The 15,908-nt window shown below is 65.2% G+C and carries 14 protein-coding genes and 1 tRNA gene; 6 read left to right on the top strand and 9 right to left on the bottom strand.

What is annotated here, in order from left to right; genetic code table 11:
- Position 1: 1 nt before the first annotated feature.
- Entirely contained in the window at positions 2–1,543 is a 1,542-nt protein-coding gene (locus G372_RS0107690; RefSeq protein ID WP_019623600.1) for a S10 family peptidase, read from the bottom strand.
- Positions 1,537–2,292, bottom strand: coding sequence for an FKBP-type peptidyl-prolyl cis-trans isomerase (locus G372_RS0107695; protein WP_018864947.1), 756 nt, complete (start codon positions 2,290–2,292; stop codon positions 1,537–1,539). The genes G372_RS0107690 and G372_RS0107695 overlap by 7 nt, the downstream gene beginning before the upstream one ends.
- 193 nt (positions 2,293–2,485) lie before the next feature.
- Here G372_RS0107695 and G372_RS0107700 point away from each other — a divergent pair, with 193 nt between their 5' ends.
- Positions 2,486–3,847 (top strand): sulfite oxidase, encoded by a 1,362-nt coding sequence (locus G372_RS0107700; protein WP_026279073.1) that lies wholly within the window; start codon positions 2,486–2,488, stop codon positions 3,845–3,847.
- Positions 3,848–3,907: 60 nt separating this feature from the next.
- Positions 3,908–4,231, top strand: a complete 324-nt coding sequence (locus G372_RS0107705; protein WP_019623599.1) for a c-type cytochrome — start codon at positions 3,908–3,910, stop codon at positions 4,229–4,231.
- A gap of 163 nt (positions 4,232–4,394) precedes the next feature.
- Here the strand turns inward: G372_RS0107705 and rlmKL are convergent, their stop codons facing one another.
- The 5 genes from rlmKL to G372_RS0107730 all read right to left on the bottom strand — a co-directional run bounded on the left by rlmKL (position 4,395) and on the right by G372_RS0107730 (position 9,680).
- Positions 4,395–6,599: a bifunctional 23S rRNA (guanine(2069)-N(7))-methyltransferase RlmK/23S rRNA (guanine(2445)-N(2))-methyltransferase RlmL gene (rlmKL, locus tag G372_RS0107710; RefSeq protein WP_019623598.1), complete on the bottom strand. Its 2,205-nt coding sequence runs from the start codon at positions 6,597–6,599 to the stop codon at positions 4,395–4,397.
- A gap of 50 nt (positions 6,600–6,649) precedes the next feature.
- Positions 6,650–7,435, bottom strand: coding sequence for an ABC transporter permease (locus tag G372_RS0107715; protein ID WP_026340318.1), 786 nt, complete (start codon positions 7,433–7,435; stop codon positions 6,650–6,652).
- A gap of 5 nt (positions 7,436–7,440) precedes the next feature.
- Complete coding sequence (locus tag G372_RS0107720) at positions 7,441–8,346, bottom strand: ABC transporter ATP-binding protein (protein WP_026340317.1); 906 nt, start codon at positions 8,344–8,346, stop codon at positions 7,441–7,443.
- Between the two features lie 161 nt (positions 8,347–8,507).
- Positions 8,508–8,948 (bottom strand): DsrE family protein, encoded by a 441-nt coding sequence (locus G372_RS0107725; RefSeq protein ID WP_019623595.1) that lies wholly within the window; start codon positions 8,946–8,948, stop codon positions 8,508–8,510.
- 288 nt (positions 8,949–9,236) lie between these two features.
- A complete protein-coding gene (locus G372_RS0107730; RefSeq protein ID WP_019623594.1) occupies positions 9,237–9,680 on the bottom strand; it encodes a DsrE family protein in 444 nt (147 codons plus the stop codon).
- A 494-nt stretch (positions 9,681–10,174) separates the two neighbouring features.
- Between G372_RS0107730 and G372_RS0107735 the strand changes: the two genes are divergently transcribed.
- Together G372_RS0107735 and G372_RS0107740 are read left to right on the top strand one after the other, a co-directional pair.
- Entirely contained in the window at positions 10,175–11,083 is a 909-nt protein-coding gene (locus G372_RS0107735; RefSeq protein WP_019623593.1) for an NAD(P)-dependent oxidoreductase, read from the top strand.
- Positions 11,084–11,275: 192 nt separating this feature from the next.
- A complete protein-coding gene (locus G372_RS0107740; RefSeq protein ID WP_019623592.1) occupies positions 11,276–12,637 on the top strand; it encodes an NRAMP family divalent metal transporter in 1,362 nt (453 codons plus the stop codon).
- Positions 12,638–12,676: 39 nt separating this feature from the next.
- Here G372_RS0107740 and mltF read toward each other — a convergent pair whose 3' ends face one another.
- Positions 12,677–14,260: a membrane-bound lytic murein transglycosylase MltF gene (mltF, locus tag G372_RS0107745; RefSeq protein WP_018864957.1), complete on the bottom strand. Its 1,584-nt coding sequence runs from the start codon at positions 14,258–14,260 to the stop codon at positions 12,677–12,679.
- Positions 14,261–14,327: 67 nt separating this feature from the next.
- A complete protein-coding gene (locus G372_RS0107750; RefSeq protein WP_020008849.1) occupies positions 14,328–15,188 on the bottom strand; it encodes a diiron oxygenase in 861 nt (286 codons plus the stop codon).
- A 119-nt stretch (positions 15,189–15,307) separates the two neighbouring features.
- On the opposite strand from G372_RS0107750, the gene G372_RS0107755 reads away from it, so the two are divergent.
- Together G372_RS0107755 and G372_RS0107760 are read left to right on the top strand one after the other, a co-directional pair.
- Positions 15,308–15,649: a DUF1820 family protein gene (locus tag G372_RS0107755; RefSeq protein ID WP_019623590.1), complete on the top strand. Its 342-nt coding sequence runs from the start codon at positions 15,308–15,310 to the stop codon at positions 15,647–15,649.
- Between the two features lie 92 nt (positions 15,650–15,741).
- A tRNA-Ser gene (locus tag G372_RS0107760) sits at positions 15,742–15,832 on the top strand.
- The last annotated feature ends 76 nt before the right edge of the window (positions 15,833–15,908 follow it).

Below are 15,908 nucleotides of genomic sequence, written 5' to 3' on the forward strand. Positions count from 1 at the left end.
TTCAGTCGTCGGCGCGCAGTTCGCCCTGATAGAACGCCGCGGCGTCGTCGAACAGGGCCTCGTTGGTGTCCGCCCGCATGTACAGCATGTGCCCGCCCGGGTAGGCGCGCGGGATGATGCGCGAGTCGGCCTCGTCGCCGGCGGCGAACGCGATCTGGCCCAGCAGCCACTCGGTGGTGAAGTAGGGCGTGATCAGATCCGCCTCGCCATGCACGCTGAAGATCCGGAAGTCGCGGTTGAGCGACAGGGCAGTGGCCAGCTCGTCCATTGCAGTGAAGTGCCCCTCGCGGCCGCTGGCCTCCCAGTCCCAGGCGCGAAACACGTCGCGGCTGAGCAGGCGGTACTGGTGCCCGTGTTCCCAGTCCAGGGTGTTGCGCAGGTGATCCAGCATCGCGGTGGACAGCGGGGCGGTCAGGCCATCCAGGATGGCGTCCGCTTGCGGTTGCAGGTGCGTGGGCACCGGGTCGAGGTTGTCGATGCCGCCGTCGTACAGGCTGACCAGCCGGCCTTCGTCCATCAGCAGGCCGCGCTGGGTCATGTCCAGCGTGATGCGCCCGCGCGTGGCCTTCAGGCGGTCGCGCGACAGCCCCGTGAAGCGGGCGACCTGGTCGATCCAGTCGTCGTCGATCTGCCCGGGGTGGATCAGGCCCTGCAGGTAGTCGCCCAGGGCGAAGGCCTCGGCCTCTTCCAGGCTGGGCGGGTCGTCGCCCAGCCGACCCTGCGCCTTCGCGGCGGCGGTGATCGCCGGCAGGCTCAGCGCCCAGCCGATCGGGCGCGCGGTGCCGTGTTCCAGCATGCCGTAATCCAGTGCGGGCGAGATCAGCACCGTGCCGCTCAGGCTGATGCCGGAGCCCTTGGCGATGCGTGCCGGCAGCGCCGCGGCGCGGTAGCCCCCATAGCTTTCGCCCGCCAGGTACACCGCGTCGCCGCGCCGGCCGTGTTCGTCGAGCCAGCGCTCGAGTGTCTCCTCCATTGCGGCCAGGTCGCCGTCGCGGGAGAAGTACTGATCGGCTTCGCCACCCATCACGCGCGAGAAGCCGGTCCCGACCGGGTCGACGAAGACCAGATCGGTAAACGCCAGCCAGGTCTTGGGATTGTCGACCAGCCGGGGCGGGGTGGAGGTGGCCAGACCCTGGTCATCGGTCTCCAGCACCCGCGGGCCCAGGCCGCCCACGTTCAGGTAGGCCGAGGCCGCGCCGGGGCCGCCGTTGACCATGAAGGTGACCGGACGGTCCTCATCGCTGTCCACCGTGTAGCTGACGGTAAACACGCGGGCATCGGGTTCGTCCATCGACTTGCCCAGCGGGACATAGCCGACCGTGGCCTGGTAGTCGAGCGTGCTGCCGTCCTGCAGCTCCAGCGAGTGCTCGGTGGACACGGGTTCGGGCAGGGGGAGCGCCGGTTCGGACTCGTCCGCCAGCAGGGGGACGGACATCCCGGGGCCGATCAGCAAACCGAGCGCCAGCCCGTAGAGAGGGCTGGCGGCGGTGCGAGATGCGGATGAGGGTTTGAGCGGGCGTCGTTCCGGCGCCGTTATCAGCATTGAGCGGTCTCCTCGTGATCGGGGCAGTCATGGCGTACGACACGATCGTCGTCCAGCCATTCCATGATCCCGTCGGTCACGTTGTAGATCTTGTCGTAGTCGAGCCCCTCCGCCAGGGCCTGGGCGAGCGCGCTGGTGCGGTTGCCCACGCGGCAGATCAGGATGACCTCGTCGTCGGAGTCGACCAGCGCGGTGAACTGGCTGCCGAACTCGGGATTGAGGCTGCCGTCTTCCTCGAACGCGGTGATGCGATGGCTGCCCTCCACCACGCCGGTCTCGGCCCATTCGTCCGGGCGGCGGATGTCGACGATGGTCACCCCGTCGTCCAGCTTCTCGGCCAGGCCCTCGTTGTCCAGGCCGGTGAACGGGGCGCGCTCGACCTCGACGACCTCGATCTCGAAACGCAGGGTGGCATTCGGCGGGATGATATTGCCGGCGCCGCGTTCGCCGTAGGCCAGTTCCGGCGGAATGATGGCCTCACGCTTCCCGCCCTCGCGCATGCCCTTCACTGCCTGCTCGAAGCCGGGGATCGTCTGGCCGGAGCCGATCGTTACGGACAGGGGCTGGCCGTCCCGGCTGGAGTCGAACTCGGAGCCGTCTTCTTCGAGTCGCCCGACATAATGCACCTTGGCGGAGTCGTGCCGGACCAGTTCCGGTCCTTCTCCTTCTTCGATGTCGCGAATCTCGATGCTGTCGGCCAGGGCGAAGGCCGGGGTCAGGAACAGGGCGAACAGAAACCACGCTTTCATCATTTTATCCTTATAAATTGCAAGTGTTTGTTTTGCATGCTGGCTTTTACCAGACCAGAAAACTCCTTCCAAAATTCCTTGGAAAAACTTTGAAATTGATTTGAACCTGATCTAAATGATTCAGGGATCCCTGAGTCGACAAGGCCTTGTTGAGGGGATCTTGACCGCAAGGATCCGTGTGATGGAGGAGCATATGACCAGGAAACAAGAAAACCAATTCTGGGATCGCCTGCGAGGCGTAACGGAAGACGCCGGGGCGGACCCCCAGACCCTCGAGATCTTTGACGAAGCCGTCTCCCGGCGTCGTTTCATGGGTCGCATGGGCGTGGGTGGCGCTGCCCTGACGCTGTTCGGCTTTGGTGCCGGCACCGACGCCGCGATGCGCGGCCTGTTCGGGCGTGGCCTGATCCCGGCCGCCTGGGCCGACGAGGCGAACGGCCTCGAGGACGAGCAGGCGAAGTCCGCGATGTCGGACGCCAGTAAGGAGGACGGCCTGATCGTCCATAACGATCGCCCGCTGAACGTCGAGACCCCGCCGCATCTGCTGGAAGACGAGGTTACCCCGGCCAGCCGTCATTTCATCCGCAACAACGACCTGATCCCGCAGCAGGCACTGGATCGCGACCCGAATGGCTGGTCGCTGAAAATCGACGGCGAGGTGCACGACGAGCTCGAGATCGGCCTCGATGACCTGAAGAGCATGGACAGCAAGGACCTGGTCCTGCACATCGAGTGTGGCGGCAACGGCCGCGCCAACTTCGATCCGCAGCCTCGCGGCAACCCCTGGAACCGCGGTGCGGTGGGCAACGCCAAGTGGACCGGCGTGCCGCTGAAGGACATCCTTGAGCGGGCCGGTGTGAAGGACAGCGCCGTGTACACCGCGCACGAGGGCTACGAGCCGATCCTCGGCGACCGCGGCCCGTTCTCCCGCGGCGTGCCGATCGACAAGGCGATGGAAGAGCACACCATCGTCGCCTATGCGATGAACGGCGAGGACATCCCCGCGACCCACGGCTTCCCGGTGCGTCTGGTGGTGCCGGGCTGGTACGGCTCCTGTTCGCACAAGTGGCTGAACAAGATCACCCTGCGCGATCAGGAACACGACGGTCGTGGCATGACCGGTTATTCCTACCGCATGCCGAAGTACCCGGTGGCCCCGGGCGAGCGCCCGCCGGAAGAGGACATGAAGGTCGGTGGCCCGTGGCTGATCAAGTCCGTGATTACCGGTCCGAAGAAGGACACCGGTCTGGAGCGCGGCGAGACCGTCAAGGTTACCGGCCATGCCTGGGCGGGCGAGGACGAGGTCGCGGAAGTCTGGATCTCCACCGACTTTGGTCTCAACTGGGAAAAGGCCGATCTCAAGGGCGACCCGGTCAACAAGTACGCCTGGGTGCACTTCGAGAAGGAGCTGTCCTTCGAGAACCGCGGCTACTACGAGATCTGGGCCCGGGCCGTGGACGACAAGGGCAATACCCAGCCCATCGTCCAGCCGTGGAACCCGCGTGGCTACGACGGCAACATCGTCCACAAGATCCCGGTTACGGTCGCCGCGTGACAAACCTCCATGCCCGGGGCATCATTGCCCCGGGTTTCTTTTGAGTAGAACGGAGTACGCATGAAGCGTTTTGTAATGCTGTCGCTACTGGGGTTGGCGTTCGCGGCCCTGGCTTCGCCCGTTGTTTCCGAGGAGGCGATCTCCGAGGAAGAACAACAAGCCCAGGAAGAGAAGGCCGACGAGGTCTCGGCGACCAAGGAATTGTTCGAACAAACCTGTGCGGCCTGCCACGGTATCCGTCAGGCGACCAACCAGAACCTGTCGCGCGATGACTGGAACTGGGTCATGGACGACATGGAAGACTACGGCATGACCTGGCTCACCGACGAGCAGCGTGACGACATCGTGGACTTCCTGGTGGAGAACTACGGTTACGGTGATTAGGCCGTACAGGACCGCTTCGCGGTCAGAAGCAGTACTTCCAGGCGCCCCTCGGGGCGCCTTTTTTATGTCTTGGGCTGTTCGCCGCGCTGCAATCCGTGGCCCGATTTTTGGACTGACTGGTGGCTCCTTCCGGGCGCGATGTGCGTCCTGGTGCCTTGCGGCCTCAGATCGGCGTGTGCGAGATGGACCAGCAGCGATGGGGCGGAGGTGGGCGGCGGAAGTCCTCGTCCAGCGTCTCGCGAGTGATCTCGCGGACTTCCAGGCCCGCGAGGGACTCGGTGTCGAGTTCGAAGCGGCGGCGATTGGTCGAGAAGTACAGGATCCCGTCCTCGGTCAGCAGGCGCGCGGCATCGCGGATCAGTTCGACATGGTCGCGTTGCACTTCGAAGTCGGCCTCGGTGCGTTTCGAGTTCGAGAAGGTCGGGGGATCGAGGAAGATTCGCTCGAAGCGCAGCGCCGGGTCTTCAGCGGCCTCCCGCACCCAGGTGATGCAGTCGGCGCGCAGCAGGGCGTGGGTATCCGGCCGACGCCGACTGCGCCCGTCGCGCACCGTGGCCTCGAAGCCGTTGGCCGCGAGGTTGTCGGCGGCCCAGTCGAGGTAGGTATTGGACAGGTCCACCGAGACGGTCTGGCGGGCACCCCCCACGGCGGCATGGGCACTGACCGCGGCGGTGTAGCAGAACAGGTTCAGCAACCGCAGTCCCCTGCATTCTTCCTGCAGGCGGCGCCGCATCGGGCGGTGGTCCAGGAACAGGCCGCTGTCCAGGTAGGCATCCAGCTCCACCTTGAGCCGGCAGCCGTGTTCCTCGACCCAGAAGGGGGCGGCTTGTGCGGTCTCGGCGCGCTGGTACTGCGAGCGACCCTTCTGAGCGCGCCGCTGTTTGTAGTGCAGATGAGCGGGATCGACGCCGGTGACCTCCAAGGTCGCGGCCAGCGCCCCGCGCAAGCGTGCCTCGGCGCGCGCGGGTTCGACCGACGCCGGGGCGGCGAACTCCTGCAGGTGCAGGTGCACGGAGCCGTCGGTGGCCTGGTAGCGGTCGATCAGCAGGGGGTATTCGTCCAGGTCCGCGCTGTAGATGCGGTAGCAGGTCACGCCCTGGCGCCGCGCCCAGCGATCCAGGTGCTTCAGGTTCTTGCGCAGGCGGTTGGCGAACTCGGGTGCCGGGGGTGCCGCCTCGGCCTGTCCCTCGCGGGCATGGATGTCGAACTCCAGGAGCTGGCAGTCGATCGGGCCGTTGTGTACGCGGTACTTGCGCGTGGCGCGCAGCCCGAGGCGGCGGGAGTCGGTGGTGTCCGCGACCAGCAGGGCCACCTGCCAGCCGCCAAAGACCTGTTTCAGGTGTTCGCCCAGCAGGCTGTAGAGCTTGATCAGTTCGGGCTGGTCGCCGATGCGCTCGCCGTAGGGCGGGTTGCTGATCAGGAGCCCATTCGGTGCGGGGGGTGTCAGGGTCAGTACGTCGGCAACCTCGAAGCGGGTGCAGGCGGCGACCCCGGCCGTGCGGGCCGCCTGGCGTGCGGCCTGCACCGCGCGCGGGTCGCGATCCGACCCCAGCAGCGTCGGGCCTTGCCAGGGGCGAACCGCCGCCCGGGCTGTGTCCACACAGCGCTGCCACAGGGCGGCGTCGTGCCCGGCCCAGCCCTGCGGGCGGAAGTCCTGGCGCAGCAGCCCGGGGGCGGTGTGCGTCGCGATCAGGGCCGCCTCGATCACCAGGGTGCCGCTGCCGCAGAACGGGTCCAGCAGCTGCGCCTGTTCCGGGACGTCCTCGACGCGTGTCGGCCAGCCGGCGCGGGCGAGCAGGGCGGCGGCGAGGTTCTCGCGCAGCGGGGCGGCCCCGCCAGCGCCGCGATACCCGCGCCGGTGCAGGCCGCCGTTGCCGATATCCACGGACAGCCGGGCGTGATCGCCCTGCAGCTGCAGCAGGATGCGCACGTCCGGGTGTTTCGGGTCCACGTCCGGGCGGGCGCCGGTCGCCTCGCGGAAGGCGTCGGCCACCGCGTCCTTGATGCGTACCCCGGCGAAGTGGGTATGGCGGATGTGGCGGCTCTTGCCGCCAACCTCGACTGCAAAGGTGGCGCCGGGGTCCAGGAGCGCGGGCCAGTCGATCGCGCGGGCGGCGGTGTAGCAGCCGTCGCCGTCCGGCTGCTCGAAGCGCGCCAGTGGCAGCAGGATACGGCTGGCGATGCGGCTGCCCAGCAGTACCCGGTACAGCGTCTCGAGATCGGCCGAAAAGTGCACCGCGCCGCCTTCCTCGCGCACGTCGGTGGCGCCGAGGGTGCCCAGTTCCTCGGCCAGCAGGGGGCCGAGCCCGCGGGCGACTGTGGCGCGGTATTCCTGCGGTTTGTCGGGATCGATCTCGGGGGTGGCCATGCGCTGTCTTCCTCGGGCGGGCGCCTATCTTGCCACAGCCGCCGTTGCGGTCAGCGCAGCAGGCGGCGCCGGATCAGCGCGGTCGCCAGGATGATGGCCGCCGCGCCGTAGCCCACGATTACCGCCAGGTGCGGCCAGACGCTGGTCGGCCAACTGCCGGTCATCAGCGGGCGCACGATCTCGACCACGTGCGCCAGCGGCAGGGCCAGCGCCAGGGTCTGCACCCAGTCGGGCAGCTCCTGTAGCGGGAAGAACACCCCGGAGAGCAGGAGCATCGGAGTCACCGCGAGGGTGAAGTAGTACAGGAAGAAGTCGTAGCTGCGTGCCAGCGCGGTGATCACGAGCGCCAGCGCGCCGAAGGTGAATGAGGCGAGGAAGATCACCGGCAGGGCGAGCAGGGCGCGGGCGTCGCTCACCAGCCCCAGAACGGAGGCGACGACGAGGATGGTGGTGGCACTGATCAGGCCCTTGCTCGCGGCCCATATCGCCTCGGCGAACACGATGTCGTCCAGCGTCAGCGGTGTCGCCAGCATCCCGAGCCAGGTGTTCTGCTCGGCCATGCGCGTGTAGGCGGAATACATGCCCTCGAAGCTGGCGGTGAACATTGCCGAAGAGCAGATGATCCCGGAGGCGATGAATACCATGTAGCTCATGCCGTCGAGATCGCCCACCAGGCGGCCGAAGCCGTAGCCAAAGGCCAGCAGGTAGAGGATGGGCTCGCCGAAGTTGCCGAGCATCGACGGCACCAGCAGCTTGCGCCAGACCAGCAGGTTGCGCCGCCAGACCGCGACAAAGCGCAGGCTGGGGCGGGGCAGGATCGGGTGGTCACCGGACATGGGCATTAGTCCCTCAGCTCGTGGCCGGTCAGTTTCAGAAACACGTCTTCCAGATCCGCCTCGCGCAGGGTCGGTTCGCGGCCCAGCGCGCGCAGGCGTTCGCGCAGCCGGTCGGGGTCCGCGGTGTAGACCAGCCAGGTGTCCGCGACCTGATGGGCGCGATCTTTCGGGCCCAGTTCGCGCTCCAGTACCTCGCCCGCATCGGTGCCGCCCACCGTCAGCACCCAGGGCTCGATATGCTCGGCAATCAGGCGGCTCGGGGCGTCACAGGCGATGATGCGCCCGTGGTCGATGATCGCGATGCGGTCGCACAGCTCCTGGGCCTCTTCCATGTAGTGCGTGGTCAGCACGAGGGTGACGCCGGAGGCGCGCAGCTGACGCAGTTGCCGCCACAGGTGATGGCGTGCCTGCGGGTCCAGCCCGGTGGTGGGCTCGTCCAGCACCACAACCTCGGGTTCGTTGATCAGTGCACGGGCCAGGGTCAGGCGGCGTTTCATGCCGCCTGACAGGGCGTCGATGCGCGCGCCGCGCTTGTCGTTCAGGTTCACCTGCTCCAGCAGTCGATCGATGCGCGTCTGCACGGCCGGCCCGGACAGGCCGAAGTAGGCCGCATAGGTGCGCATGTTCTCGATCACGGTGAAGTCCGGGTCCAGCGTGTCGAACTGCGGCACGATGCCCAGGCGCTTGCGAACTTCGCGTTCGCCCTCCGGCATTGGCAGGCCCAGCACATCCACCTGACCTCCGTCGATCGGGGTCAGTCCCAGCAACATGCGCAGGGTCGTCGTCTTGCCCGCGCCGTTGGGTCCCAGCAGCCCGAAGAATTCGCCGCGCGGGATCTCCAGGTTCACGCCATCGACAACGGCTGTGCCGTCGTATCGTTTGCACAGGGACTGGATGCGGATTGCGGGCAAGCAGGCGGCTCGCGGAAGAAAGGAGTGCATACCTTACCGGTTTGCCCCGGATAGCCCAATATGATTCGCGCGTACTCCGGGGTTCTGACGCGGGCACAAAAAAGACCCGGCAGCTGCCGGGCCTTCAGACGACAGACGTGCGTGTGATGGCAGGTGTCGCTTTACGGGCGCAGGTAGACGAAGCCCTGTTGCTGCAGATGGGCGATCTCGGCCACGCCACTCGGGACGATATCGTCCTCGGAGGCATCGTAGAGCTCGTCGGCGATGCTGATGTTGCCGCGGGTGACGGTGACGTTGCAGATGTTGAAATCAACGCCCTGAAACTTCAGTTCGTCGATGCGGCCGGCCAGGTCATCGTTCTCCTTGGCATTGCGCAGAAGGCCCAGGCCGGGGCCATGCATGACCACGCGGATGTCCATCTTGTCGGCGCCCACGGCATTGATGTGGTTCTGGATATTGCCCATGGCGGCCATGTGGCGGTCCATGTCGTTGTAGTTCACGTGGTAGACCACCTTTTGGTCGCCGTATTCCGCCAGCGCGGTCGCCGGGGCGATCAGCAGGAAGGAGACCAGAGCCAGGGCGATAATATGCAGGTGCTTCATGACGCGTTTTCCTCGTTCAAGGTCCCGGTTGGGATTTTCCTTTTGTTTTGCAGCCGGTGCTTCCCTTTTGGGCTGCTTGGTCCGGCTTTGATATGACGCGTTAACGGGGTACTTATTCCGGCTGGCCCGGCTGATTTTTGTGAGTAGTTCTATATTCAAATAAAGACTGGAATTTTGATTGTGTATTTCCTTCGGGAAACCGGGTTCCGCTCAAGAAAAAGGCCCGGCCAAGGCCGAGCCCAAAGGGCCACCGGGACAACACTCGGTGGCCTGGAGGAAATGTGGTACTTACGGGCGCAGGTAAACGAAGCCCTGCGTCTGAAGGTGGCCGATCTCGCCGACCCCGCTAGGTACCAGGTCGTCTTCGGTGGCATCGAACAGCTCTTCCGAGATGTCCACGTTGCCCCGGGTGACGGTGACATTGCAGATATTGAAATCAACGTCTTGCATCTTCAGTTCTTCGATGCGGGCGGCCAGGTCTTCGTTCTCTTTGGCGTTACGCAGCAGGTGCAGGCCCGGGCCATGCATGACCACTCGGATCTCCATGTTTTCCGCGCCCACGGCATTGATGTGGTTCTGGATGTTGCCCATGGCGGCCATGTGGCGGTCCATGTCGTTGTAGTTCACGTGATAGACGACTTTTTGTTCGCCGTAGTCGGCCATGGCGGCGCCGGGAAGGGTGAACATGGCGGCGGCGGTCAGGGCCAGAGGCAGGATAAAAGATTTCTTCATTGGTGGGATCCTCGCGGTTTTTATGTTCTTTCAAATGTACGGTATGGCGTATGCCGCGCTTTCAGGAAGCACACTGGACTCTTTTGCTTCCGTGGCTTTTTTGAATCCAGTTGGGGGTAGGACGGGAACGCAGGGTAATTATTCCGATCCAAATAAAGATAAGAGAATTACGAAATACGGTAAAAGATAAAATTATTATCAATTGAATTGGTTGCTTTCGGTGGGGCCATATGCCGGGGATTTTCGTTTCTGGGAGGTCGCAGCGGTGTGGCGGAGGTAGGGCGCAAAGACGAGGCGGAGTGCGGTCGATGTGAGTCTGCTGGGCAAGGGCGAGAGCCCGCTATGACGCTGATAGCGCCAGGAGCGAGCCGATCCGGCGGGCATTAGCGATCGGTCGCGTCCCCACCCTCCATCGGTGTGGGTTGCTAGAGTGTGAGGTTTTCAAATCACCGGGACGGATGCTCGATGGCCGTCCCTCGCCAGGAGCCCTCGCCATGACCACTGCATCCAACCTTCCCGAAGCACTGCAGCCGATCGGCTGTGTGGGCCTGGGTATCATGGGGGCCCCGATGACCCGCAATCTGCTGCGTGCCGGGGCGGATATCCGGGTCTGGGCACGTCGGCCGGAGGCCGCCGAGGCCCTGGTGGCGGAGGGTGCCGGGGCCGCCTCCAGTCTGGCGGAACTGGTCTCCAGCGTTTGCGTGCTGGTACTCAACGTCTCCGACACGCCGGATGTAGAGCAGCTGATGCTGGGCCCGGACGGGGTGCTCGCACATGCCCGCCCGGGGCTGCTGGTGATCGATCACAGCACGATCGACCCGATCCGCACCCGCGCGATTGCGCAGACGGCAGCGGAGCGGGAGGTTACGTTCGTGGATGCACCGGTCTCGGGCGGCGAGCCGGGCGCACGCAACGGCACGCTCAGCCTGATGGTTGGCGGCCCGGAGGACGCGGTCAACCGGCTGCGGCCGATCTTCGATATTGTTGGCTCGACGCTGACCCATGTCGGTACCAGTGGCGCCGGGCAGATCGCGAAAGCCTGCAATCAGCTGGTGGTGGGCGAGACGCTGGTGGCCATCGGCGAGGCCTTTGCGCTGGCGGAACAGACCGGGGTGGATCCGGCACGGATGCGAGAGGCGCTGATGGGCGGTTTCGCGGGCTCGCGTATCCTCGAGGTGCACGGCCAGCGTCTTTTGGACGGCGACTTCGAGCCCGGTTTTCAGACCGGGCTCTACCACAAGGACCTGGGCATCGTGGCTGGCCTGGGCGAGCAGGTGGGCCTCAGTCTGGACGGGCTGGAGCCGGTGCGCCGCGCGGTGGACAAGGCGCTGGCGGCCGGTCAGGCCGACCACGATGTCGCGATCCTGGCGCGTTTCTGCCTCCACGCCCGTTCGCGGCGCTGAACGTTTCCGGGAAAGCCTGACACTCGGCGGATCCGCGGTAGGAGCCTCGCCAGCGGCAGCAAGCGCGATGGCGTTCGTAGTGCGACAAATGTGGCCCATCAGAGCGGGATACGCTAGGCTCGCGCCCGCAAGGCCGTACAGAGGGTACGGTCATGCCGTTTGATTGGACGCAAGGATTTCGTCGAGGCGCGCATGCAGGCTTTCTGGAGACCCCGTACCAATCTCGGCAAGGCGATCGGGCCGGGGATCCTGATGGCGGGCGCCGCGATCGGCGGTTCGCACCTCGTATCGTCTACCCAGGCCGGGGCGATCTACGGCTGGTCGCTGCTGCTGCTCCTGCTGCTGGCGAACCTGTTCAAGTACCCGTTCTTTCTGTACTCGGTGAAGTACCGCGCCTCCACCGGGGACACCATCCTCCATGGTTATCGCCGTATGGGAAAGGGCTATCTGGCGGCCTTCTTCGGGCTGAATCTGATCAATGCCTTTCTCAACGTGGCGGGGGTGGCGTTCATCACCGCCAGTTTGTTTCTGAATTTCCCGTTTATGGGCGACGGCGATCACGTGATCGCCATCACCATGGGCATCCTGATTCTGTGTGCGGCCCTCATTATCGCCGGGCACTATCAACTGCTGGACAAGATCGCCAAGGTGGTGGTGTTCCTGCTGGCAGTATCCACGTTGACCGCGGTGATTGTGGCTGTCTGGCAGAGTGTGGAGGTGCCGGAGGGTTTTGTCGGGCGCGACCCCTGGGACCTCGCCTCCATTGGGTTCATCATCATGTTCATGGGCTGGATGCCCGCACCGATCGACGTGGCCGCCTGGCCTTCCCTGTGGCGCACATCGCGCGAGATCCAGACCGGACATCGCGCGACGATGCAGGAGTCCACCACCGACTTTCACATCGGCTACATCGTGACCGTGGTGCTGGCGGTCTTCTTCCTGGCGCTGGGTGCCCTGGTGATGTATCGGTCCGGTGCCGGGATCGAGCTGGCCGAGCTGTCGTCCGGGCAGTTCGCCGCGCGTTTTATCGAGATGTATACCTCCACGATCGGTGACTGGGCCCACTGGATCATCGTGCTGGCTGCGTTCACCGCGATGTTCAGCACCACCATCACCTGCATGGACGGCTGGCCGCGGTCACTGGCGATGAGCACCATTTTGCTGTTCGACCGCCCGGAAAAGGGATTGCAGCGCGCCCTGACCGCCTGGATCGTGTTCACGGTGGTGGTCTGCATCATCATCATCAATTTCTTCCTCACCGATCTGCTCTCCATGCTCCAGTTCGCCATGGTGGCCTCGTTCCTGTCCTCGCCGGTGTTCGCCTGGCTGAATTACCGTGCAATCCAGCGTCCGGAAGTGGCGCCGGGGGATCGCCCGGGACCGTTCATGCATGTGCTTTCCTGGGCGGGCATGGCGTTCTTCGTCGTCTTTACCCTGATCTTCGCGGTCTGGTTTTTCGGCCTGCAGGAAGCGGCCGAACAGCAGCGTGAAGAAATCATGGAGGAGGAGCAGGCGCTGGTGATCCCCGCCACGTATGGCCCGGCGCGGGCCTGACGCAGGGGGCGGCGTGTGCTTGGGGGCGCAGGCAGGTGACTACAGCGCCAGCGGTGTGCGGCGGTAGAGCTCGGGGGCCGGCGGCTTGAGCTCGTCGGACTCCGGGAAGCGCTGCACCAGCTTGTCGTAATAGCTGCGGATGTTCTGCACGTAGTGGACCGGCTCCCAGCCGCGGGCGTAGCCGTAACGGGTCTGTTCGTACCATTCGGACTGGGCCAGGCGCGGCAGCCACTGCATCACGTCCAGCCAGCGATCGGGGTCATCGCCGTTTGCGGCGGCGAGGCGCCGGGCGTCGTGCAGATGTCCGAGCCCCACGTTGTAGGCGGCCAGCGTCATCCAGGTACGATCGGGCTCGGGGATGGAATCCGGCAGCCGTTCGCGCAGATCGATCAGGTAACGTGTGCCACCATCCACGCTGGCGGCCGGGTCGGTGCGATCCTCGATGCCCAGCCCGGCGGCCGTCACCTGGGTCAGCATCATCAATCCGCGCACGCCGGTGGGGGATACCGCGTCGGGATTCCAGTGGGATTCCTGGTACGCCACCGCGGCGATGAAGCGCCAGTCGAGATCGTAGGTCTCTCCGGCCTCCTCGAACAGCGGACGGAACTCTTCCAGACGGTGCTCGACGCGGCGCGCGAAGGTCAGGGCATCGACCAGATCGTGGGTCTCCAGGTGGCCGAGGTAGCGATCGAGCAGCAACTCCAGCTCGCGGTTGTCGCGCAATTGGTCGATGTACTCCTCCGCCGTGTCGATCAGGCTGCGGTCGAGACCCGTGGGGAACAGCCAGCGCACCTCGGCGCTGCGTTCCAGTTCGTGCGCCAGGCGCAGACTCGGGTGTATGCGCCGCAGGCGACGGTATTCCAGGGAGTTCATCACCGCATAGTCGATCTCGCCCCGTTCCAGCGCCTCGCGTAGGGCTTCGGCGTTGGCGTAGGGGACGAGTTCGCCATTCGACGGGTCTGCTTCCTCTTCGCCGTCCAGGGGTGTGGTGATGGGGGCAAACGGGGCCCCTTCGAGTGCTGGTTCGTCCTCGGTGACCGTATCCGGTGCCATCTCCGGTGGTGTCTCCGGCTCCAGGCGGACCTCGGCCAGCAAGGGCTGGCTCAGGCTCTCGGGTATGGGGGCCTGTGCGGTCATGCCGACGCGCGCCCCGGGTGGTATATCGGTCAGCGAAATCAGCGGTGTGGCCCGTTCGTTCTCGTTCCAGAAGACCACGACATGCTGCACACTCAGGATCTCCGGGCCGGCTTCGATCGACGGGTCGTTGGGCGGGACGAGCAGTCCGGCGGCGATGTCGATGCGGCGCTGGCGCAATAGCCGGTGGGCGGCGGCGGCGTCATCCACGCGGGTCACGCGCAGGCGGGTGCCCAGTTCCTCGGCCAGACCGTGCAGCAGTTCCAGTTCGAGCTGGTCGCGCCCCGCGGTAGCGGCGAGCTCGGAGCGGCCCAGCGGGCGCTCGACCAGGGCCACCCGCAACTCGTCACGAAAGGTCAGCTGTTCCAGCGCCGCTGGCGGGTTGTAGTACACCCGCAGCACAATGGCGGTCAGCAGCACGATGAACAGCCCCAGTTCGATCTGGCGCCAGGTGCTGCTCGGGGGGCGGAGTTTCAGATGCGTGCCCATGGCACTGGATCATACCCAATTGCCCCGGTGGTCACCGGGGACGGTAGGGAAACACGTTCGTGTTTCCCTAGCGCCAGTTCAGCACCAGACCCTGGTCGCGCAGGATCTTGAGCGCGGGGTCAACGCAGGTGTCGATGAAGGAGGCGCGGCGTGGGTTCTCGCGGGCGATGCGGCGATAGTCCGGGCCCTCGGGGAGGCCGGCCAGTTCGTAGATGTCGCGGGTAGGGTAGTAGAACGCATGCACGAACTGGCGGAACACGCGCCGCATCAGCGGGCGATAGGCCCATTTCTGCCAGCTCGGGAGTGTGTCGAGATAGGACTCCAGCGTGTCGCGGGCATGCGCCATGTGGCGCGCCTCGTCGATCATGTGCCGGGTCACGATGTCGTCCACCGTCGGGCTGATCGAGTCCTTGTGCTGGCGGATCAGCCGGTTCATGCGATCCGGGACCTCCTCGCCGATCATCACCGCGATCCAGAAGATCGAGGATTCGAACGGCGAGAAACGCCCGACAAAGGTGGCCAGCTTTGGCTTCGGGAAGCGACGCTCCGGTAGCGGCAGCCCGCTGCGGCGCATGAACTCGATGAACATCAGGCTGTGGCCGGCTTCCTCGCGCAGCTCGTGCAGGCGATAATTCAGCCGGTCCAGGCGGCCTGTAGAGTGCATGGAAATGCGCGAGATGCGCTCCATGAACAGACCTTCCAGCCACAGCGCGCCACTGATGAAATACAGAAACTCGTATTGCGACAGGCGCCGTTTGCAGGCATCGTCCAGCGCCGAATACTCGGGGGTGCCGAAGAGCGAGACGGCCTCCTCCGGGATCCAGAAATCGTCCAGCGACAGCGCGTCCCAGCGCACGTGAGTGAGCGGGTCCTCGTACGGCTGGCTGTTGCGGCTCAATAGATCGAGCAGCTCCTGCGAGGAATTCATCGAAGGCGTACCGAAGGCGCTGGGCGGTTAAACGCCCGAATCATACCGGCATTATCGGTCCGGACCAACGCCAACCCGTTGCAATCTGCGGTTGCTACCCCAATATGAGTCAAATGAATATGCCCACCACCCGTTATCGCGTCAGCTTCCTCAACCAGGGCAAGGTCTACGAGATCTATGCCCGCGAGGTCTACCAGGACGAGCTCTACGGCTTTGTCACCGTCGAGGGTCTGTTGTTTGGGGAGCGCTCGCAGGTCGTTGTCGACCCCTCCGAGGAACGCCTGCGTACCGAGTTCGAGGGGGTCGAGCGCTTCCATGTGCCGATGCACGCGCTGATCCGGATCGATGAGGTCGCGGCCGTCGGTACGCCCCGTATCCGGGACGCCAGCCAGGACAGTGGCAATGTGCACGCCTTCCCGTCGCTGCCGAGTCGTGGTCCCGGCAAGCCCACGGGGGGTTGAGGGCACCCGTGGCGGGTGCCTGCATTGCTAACCGACCGCCGCTGGTTTACCCTTTCGCGCTTCGCGTAGGTCAGTGCCTTCGCGGAACCAACGGAGAGGTGGCCGAGCGGTCGAAGGCGCACGCCTGGAAAGTGTGTATACGGTAACCCCGTATCGAGGGTTCGAATCCCTCCCTCTCCGCCAGATTCAAGCAAAGGGGCCCGAGTGGCCCCTTTCGCATGTCTGGCCCCGGAGCTATCGGGATTCGAACCCTCGATAC

Origin of the sequence: Thioalkalivibrio thiocyanoxidans ARh2 (assembly GCF_000385215.1) — a bacterium.
In the GTDB taxonomy this organism is placed as follows: domain Bacteria; phylum Pseudomonadota; class Gammaproteobacteria; order Ectothiorhodospirales; family Ectothiorhodospiraceae; genus Thioalkalivibrio; species Thioalkalivibrio thiocyanoxidans.

Coding starts and splice junctions, on each gene's coding strand:
- G372_RS0107750 (WP_020008849.1), bottom strand. CDS start 15,188: ATGAATTCCTCGCAGGAGCTGCTCGATCTATTGAGCCGCAACAGCCAG.
- G372_RS0107705 (WP_019623599.1), top strand. CDS start 3,908: ATGAAGCGTTTTGTAATGCTGTCGCTACTGGGGTTGGCGTTCGCGGCC.
- G372_RS0107730 (WP_019623594.1), bottom strand. CDS start 9,680: ATGAAGAAATCTTTTATCCTGCCTCTGGCCCTGACCGCCGCCGCCATG.
- G372_RS0107740 (WP_019623592.1), top strand. CDS start 11,276: ATGCAGGCTTTCTGGAGACCCCGTACCAATCTCGGCAAGGCGATCGGG.
- rlmKL (WP_019623598.1), bottom strand. CDS start 6,599: ATGGCCACCCCCGAGATCGATCCCGACAAACCGCAGGAATACCGCGCC.
- mltF (WP_018864957.1), bottom strand. CDS start 14,260: ATGGGCACGCATCTGAAACTCCGCCCCCCGAGCAGCACCTGGCGCCAG.
- G372_RS0107755 (WP_019623590.1), top strand. CDS start 15,308: ATGCCCACCACCCGTTATCGCGTCAGCTTCCTCAACCAGGGCAAGGTC.
- G372_RS0107735 (WP_019623593.1), top strand. CDS start 10,175: ATGACCACTGCATCCAACCTTCCCGAAGCACTGCAGCCGATCGGCTGT.
- G372_RS0107695 (WP_018864947.1), bottom strand. CDS start 2,292: ATGAAAGCGTGGTTTCTGTTCGCCCTGTTCCTGACCCCGGCCTTCGCC.
- G372_RS0107690 (WP_019623600.1), bottom strand. CDS start 1,543: ATGCTGATAACGGCGCCGGAACGACGCCCGCTCAAACCCTCATCCGCA.
- G372_RS0107725 (WP_019623595.1), bottom strand. CDS start 8,948: ATGAAGCACCTGCATATTATCGCCCTGGCTCTGGTCTCCTTCCTGCTG.
- G372_RS0107700 (WP_026279073.1), top strand. CDS start 2,486: ATGACCAGGAAACAAGAAAACCAATTCTGGGATCGCCTGCGAGGCGTA.
- G372_RS0107715 (WP_026340318.1), bottom strand. CDS start 7,435: ATGTCCGGTGACCACCCGATCCTGCCCCGCCCCAGCCTGCGCTTTGTC.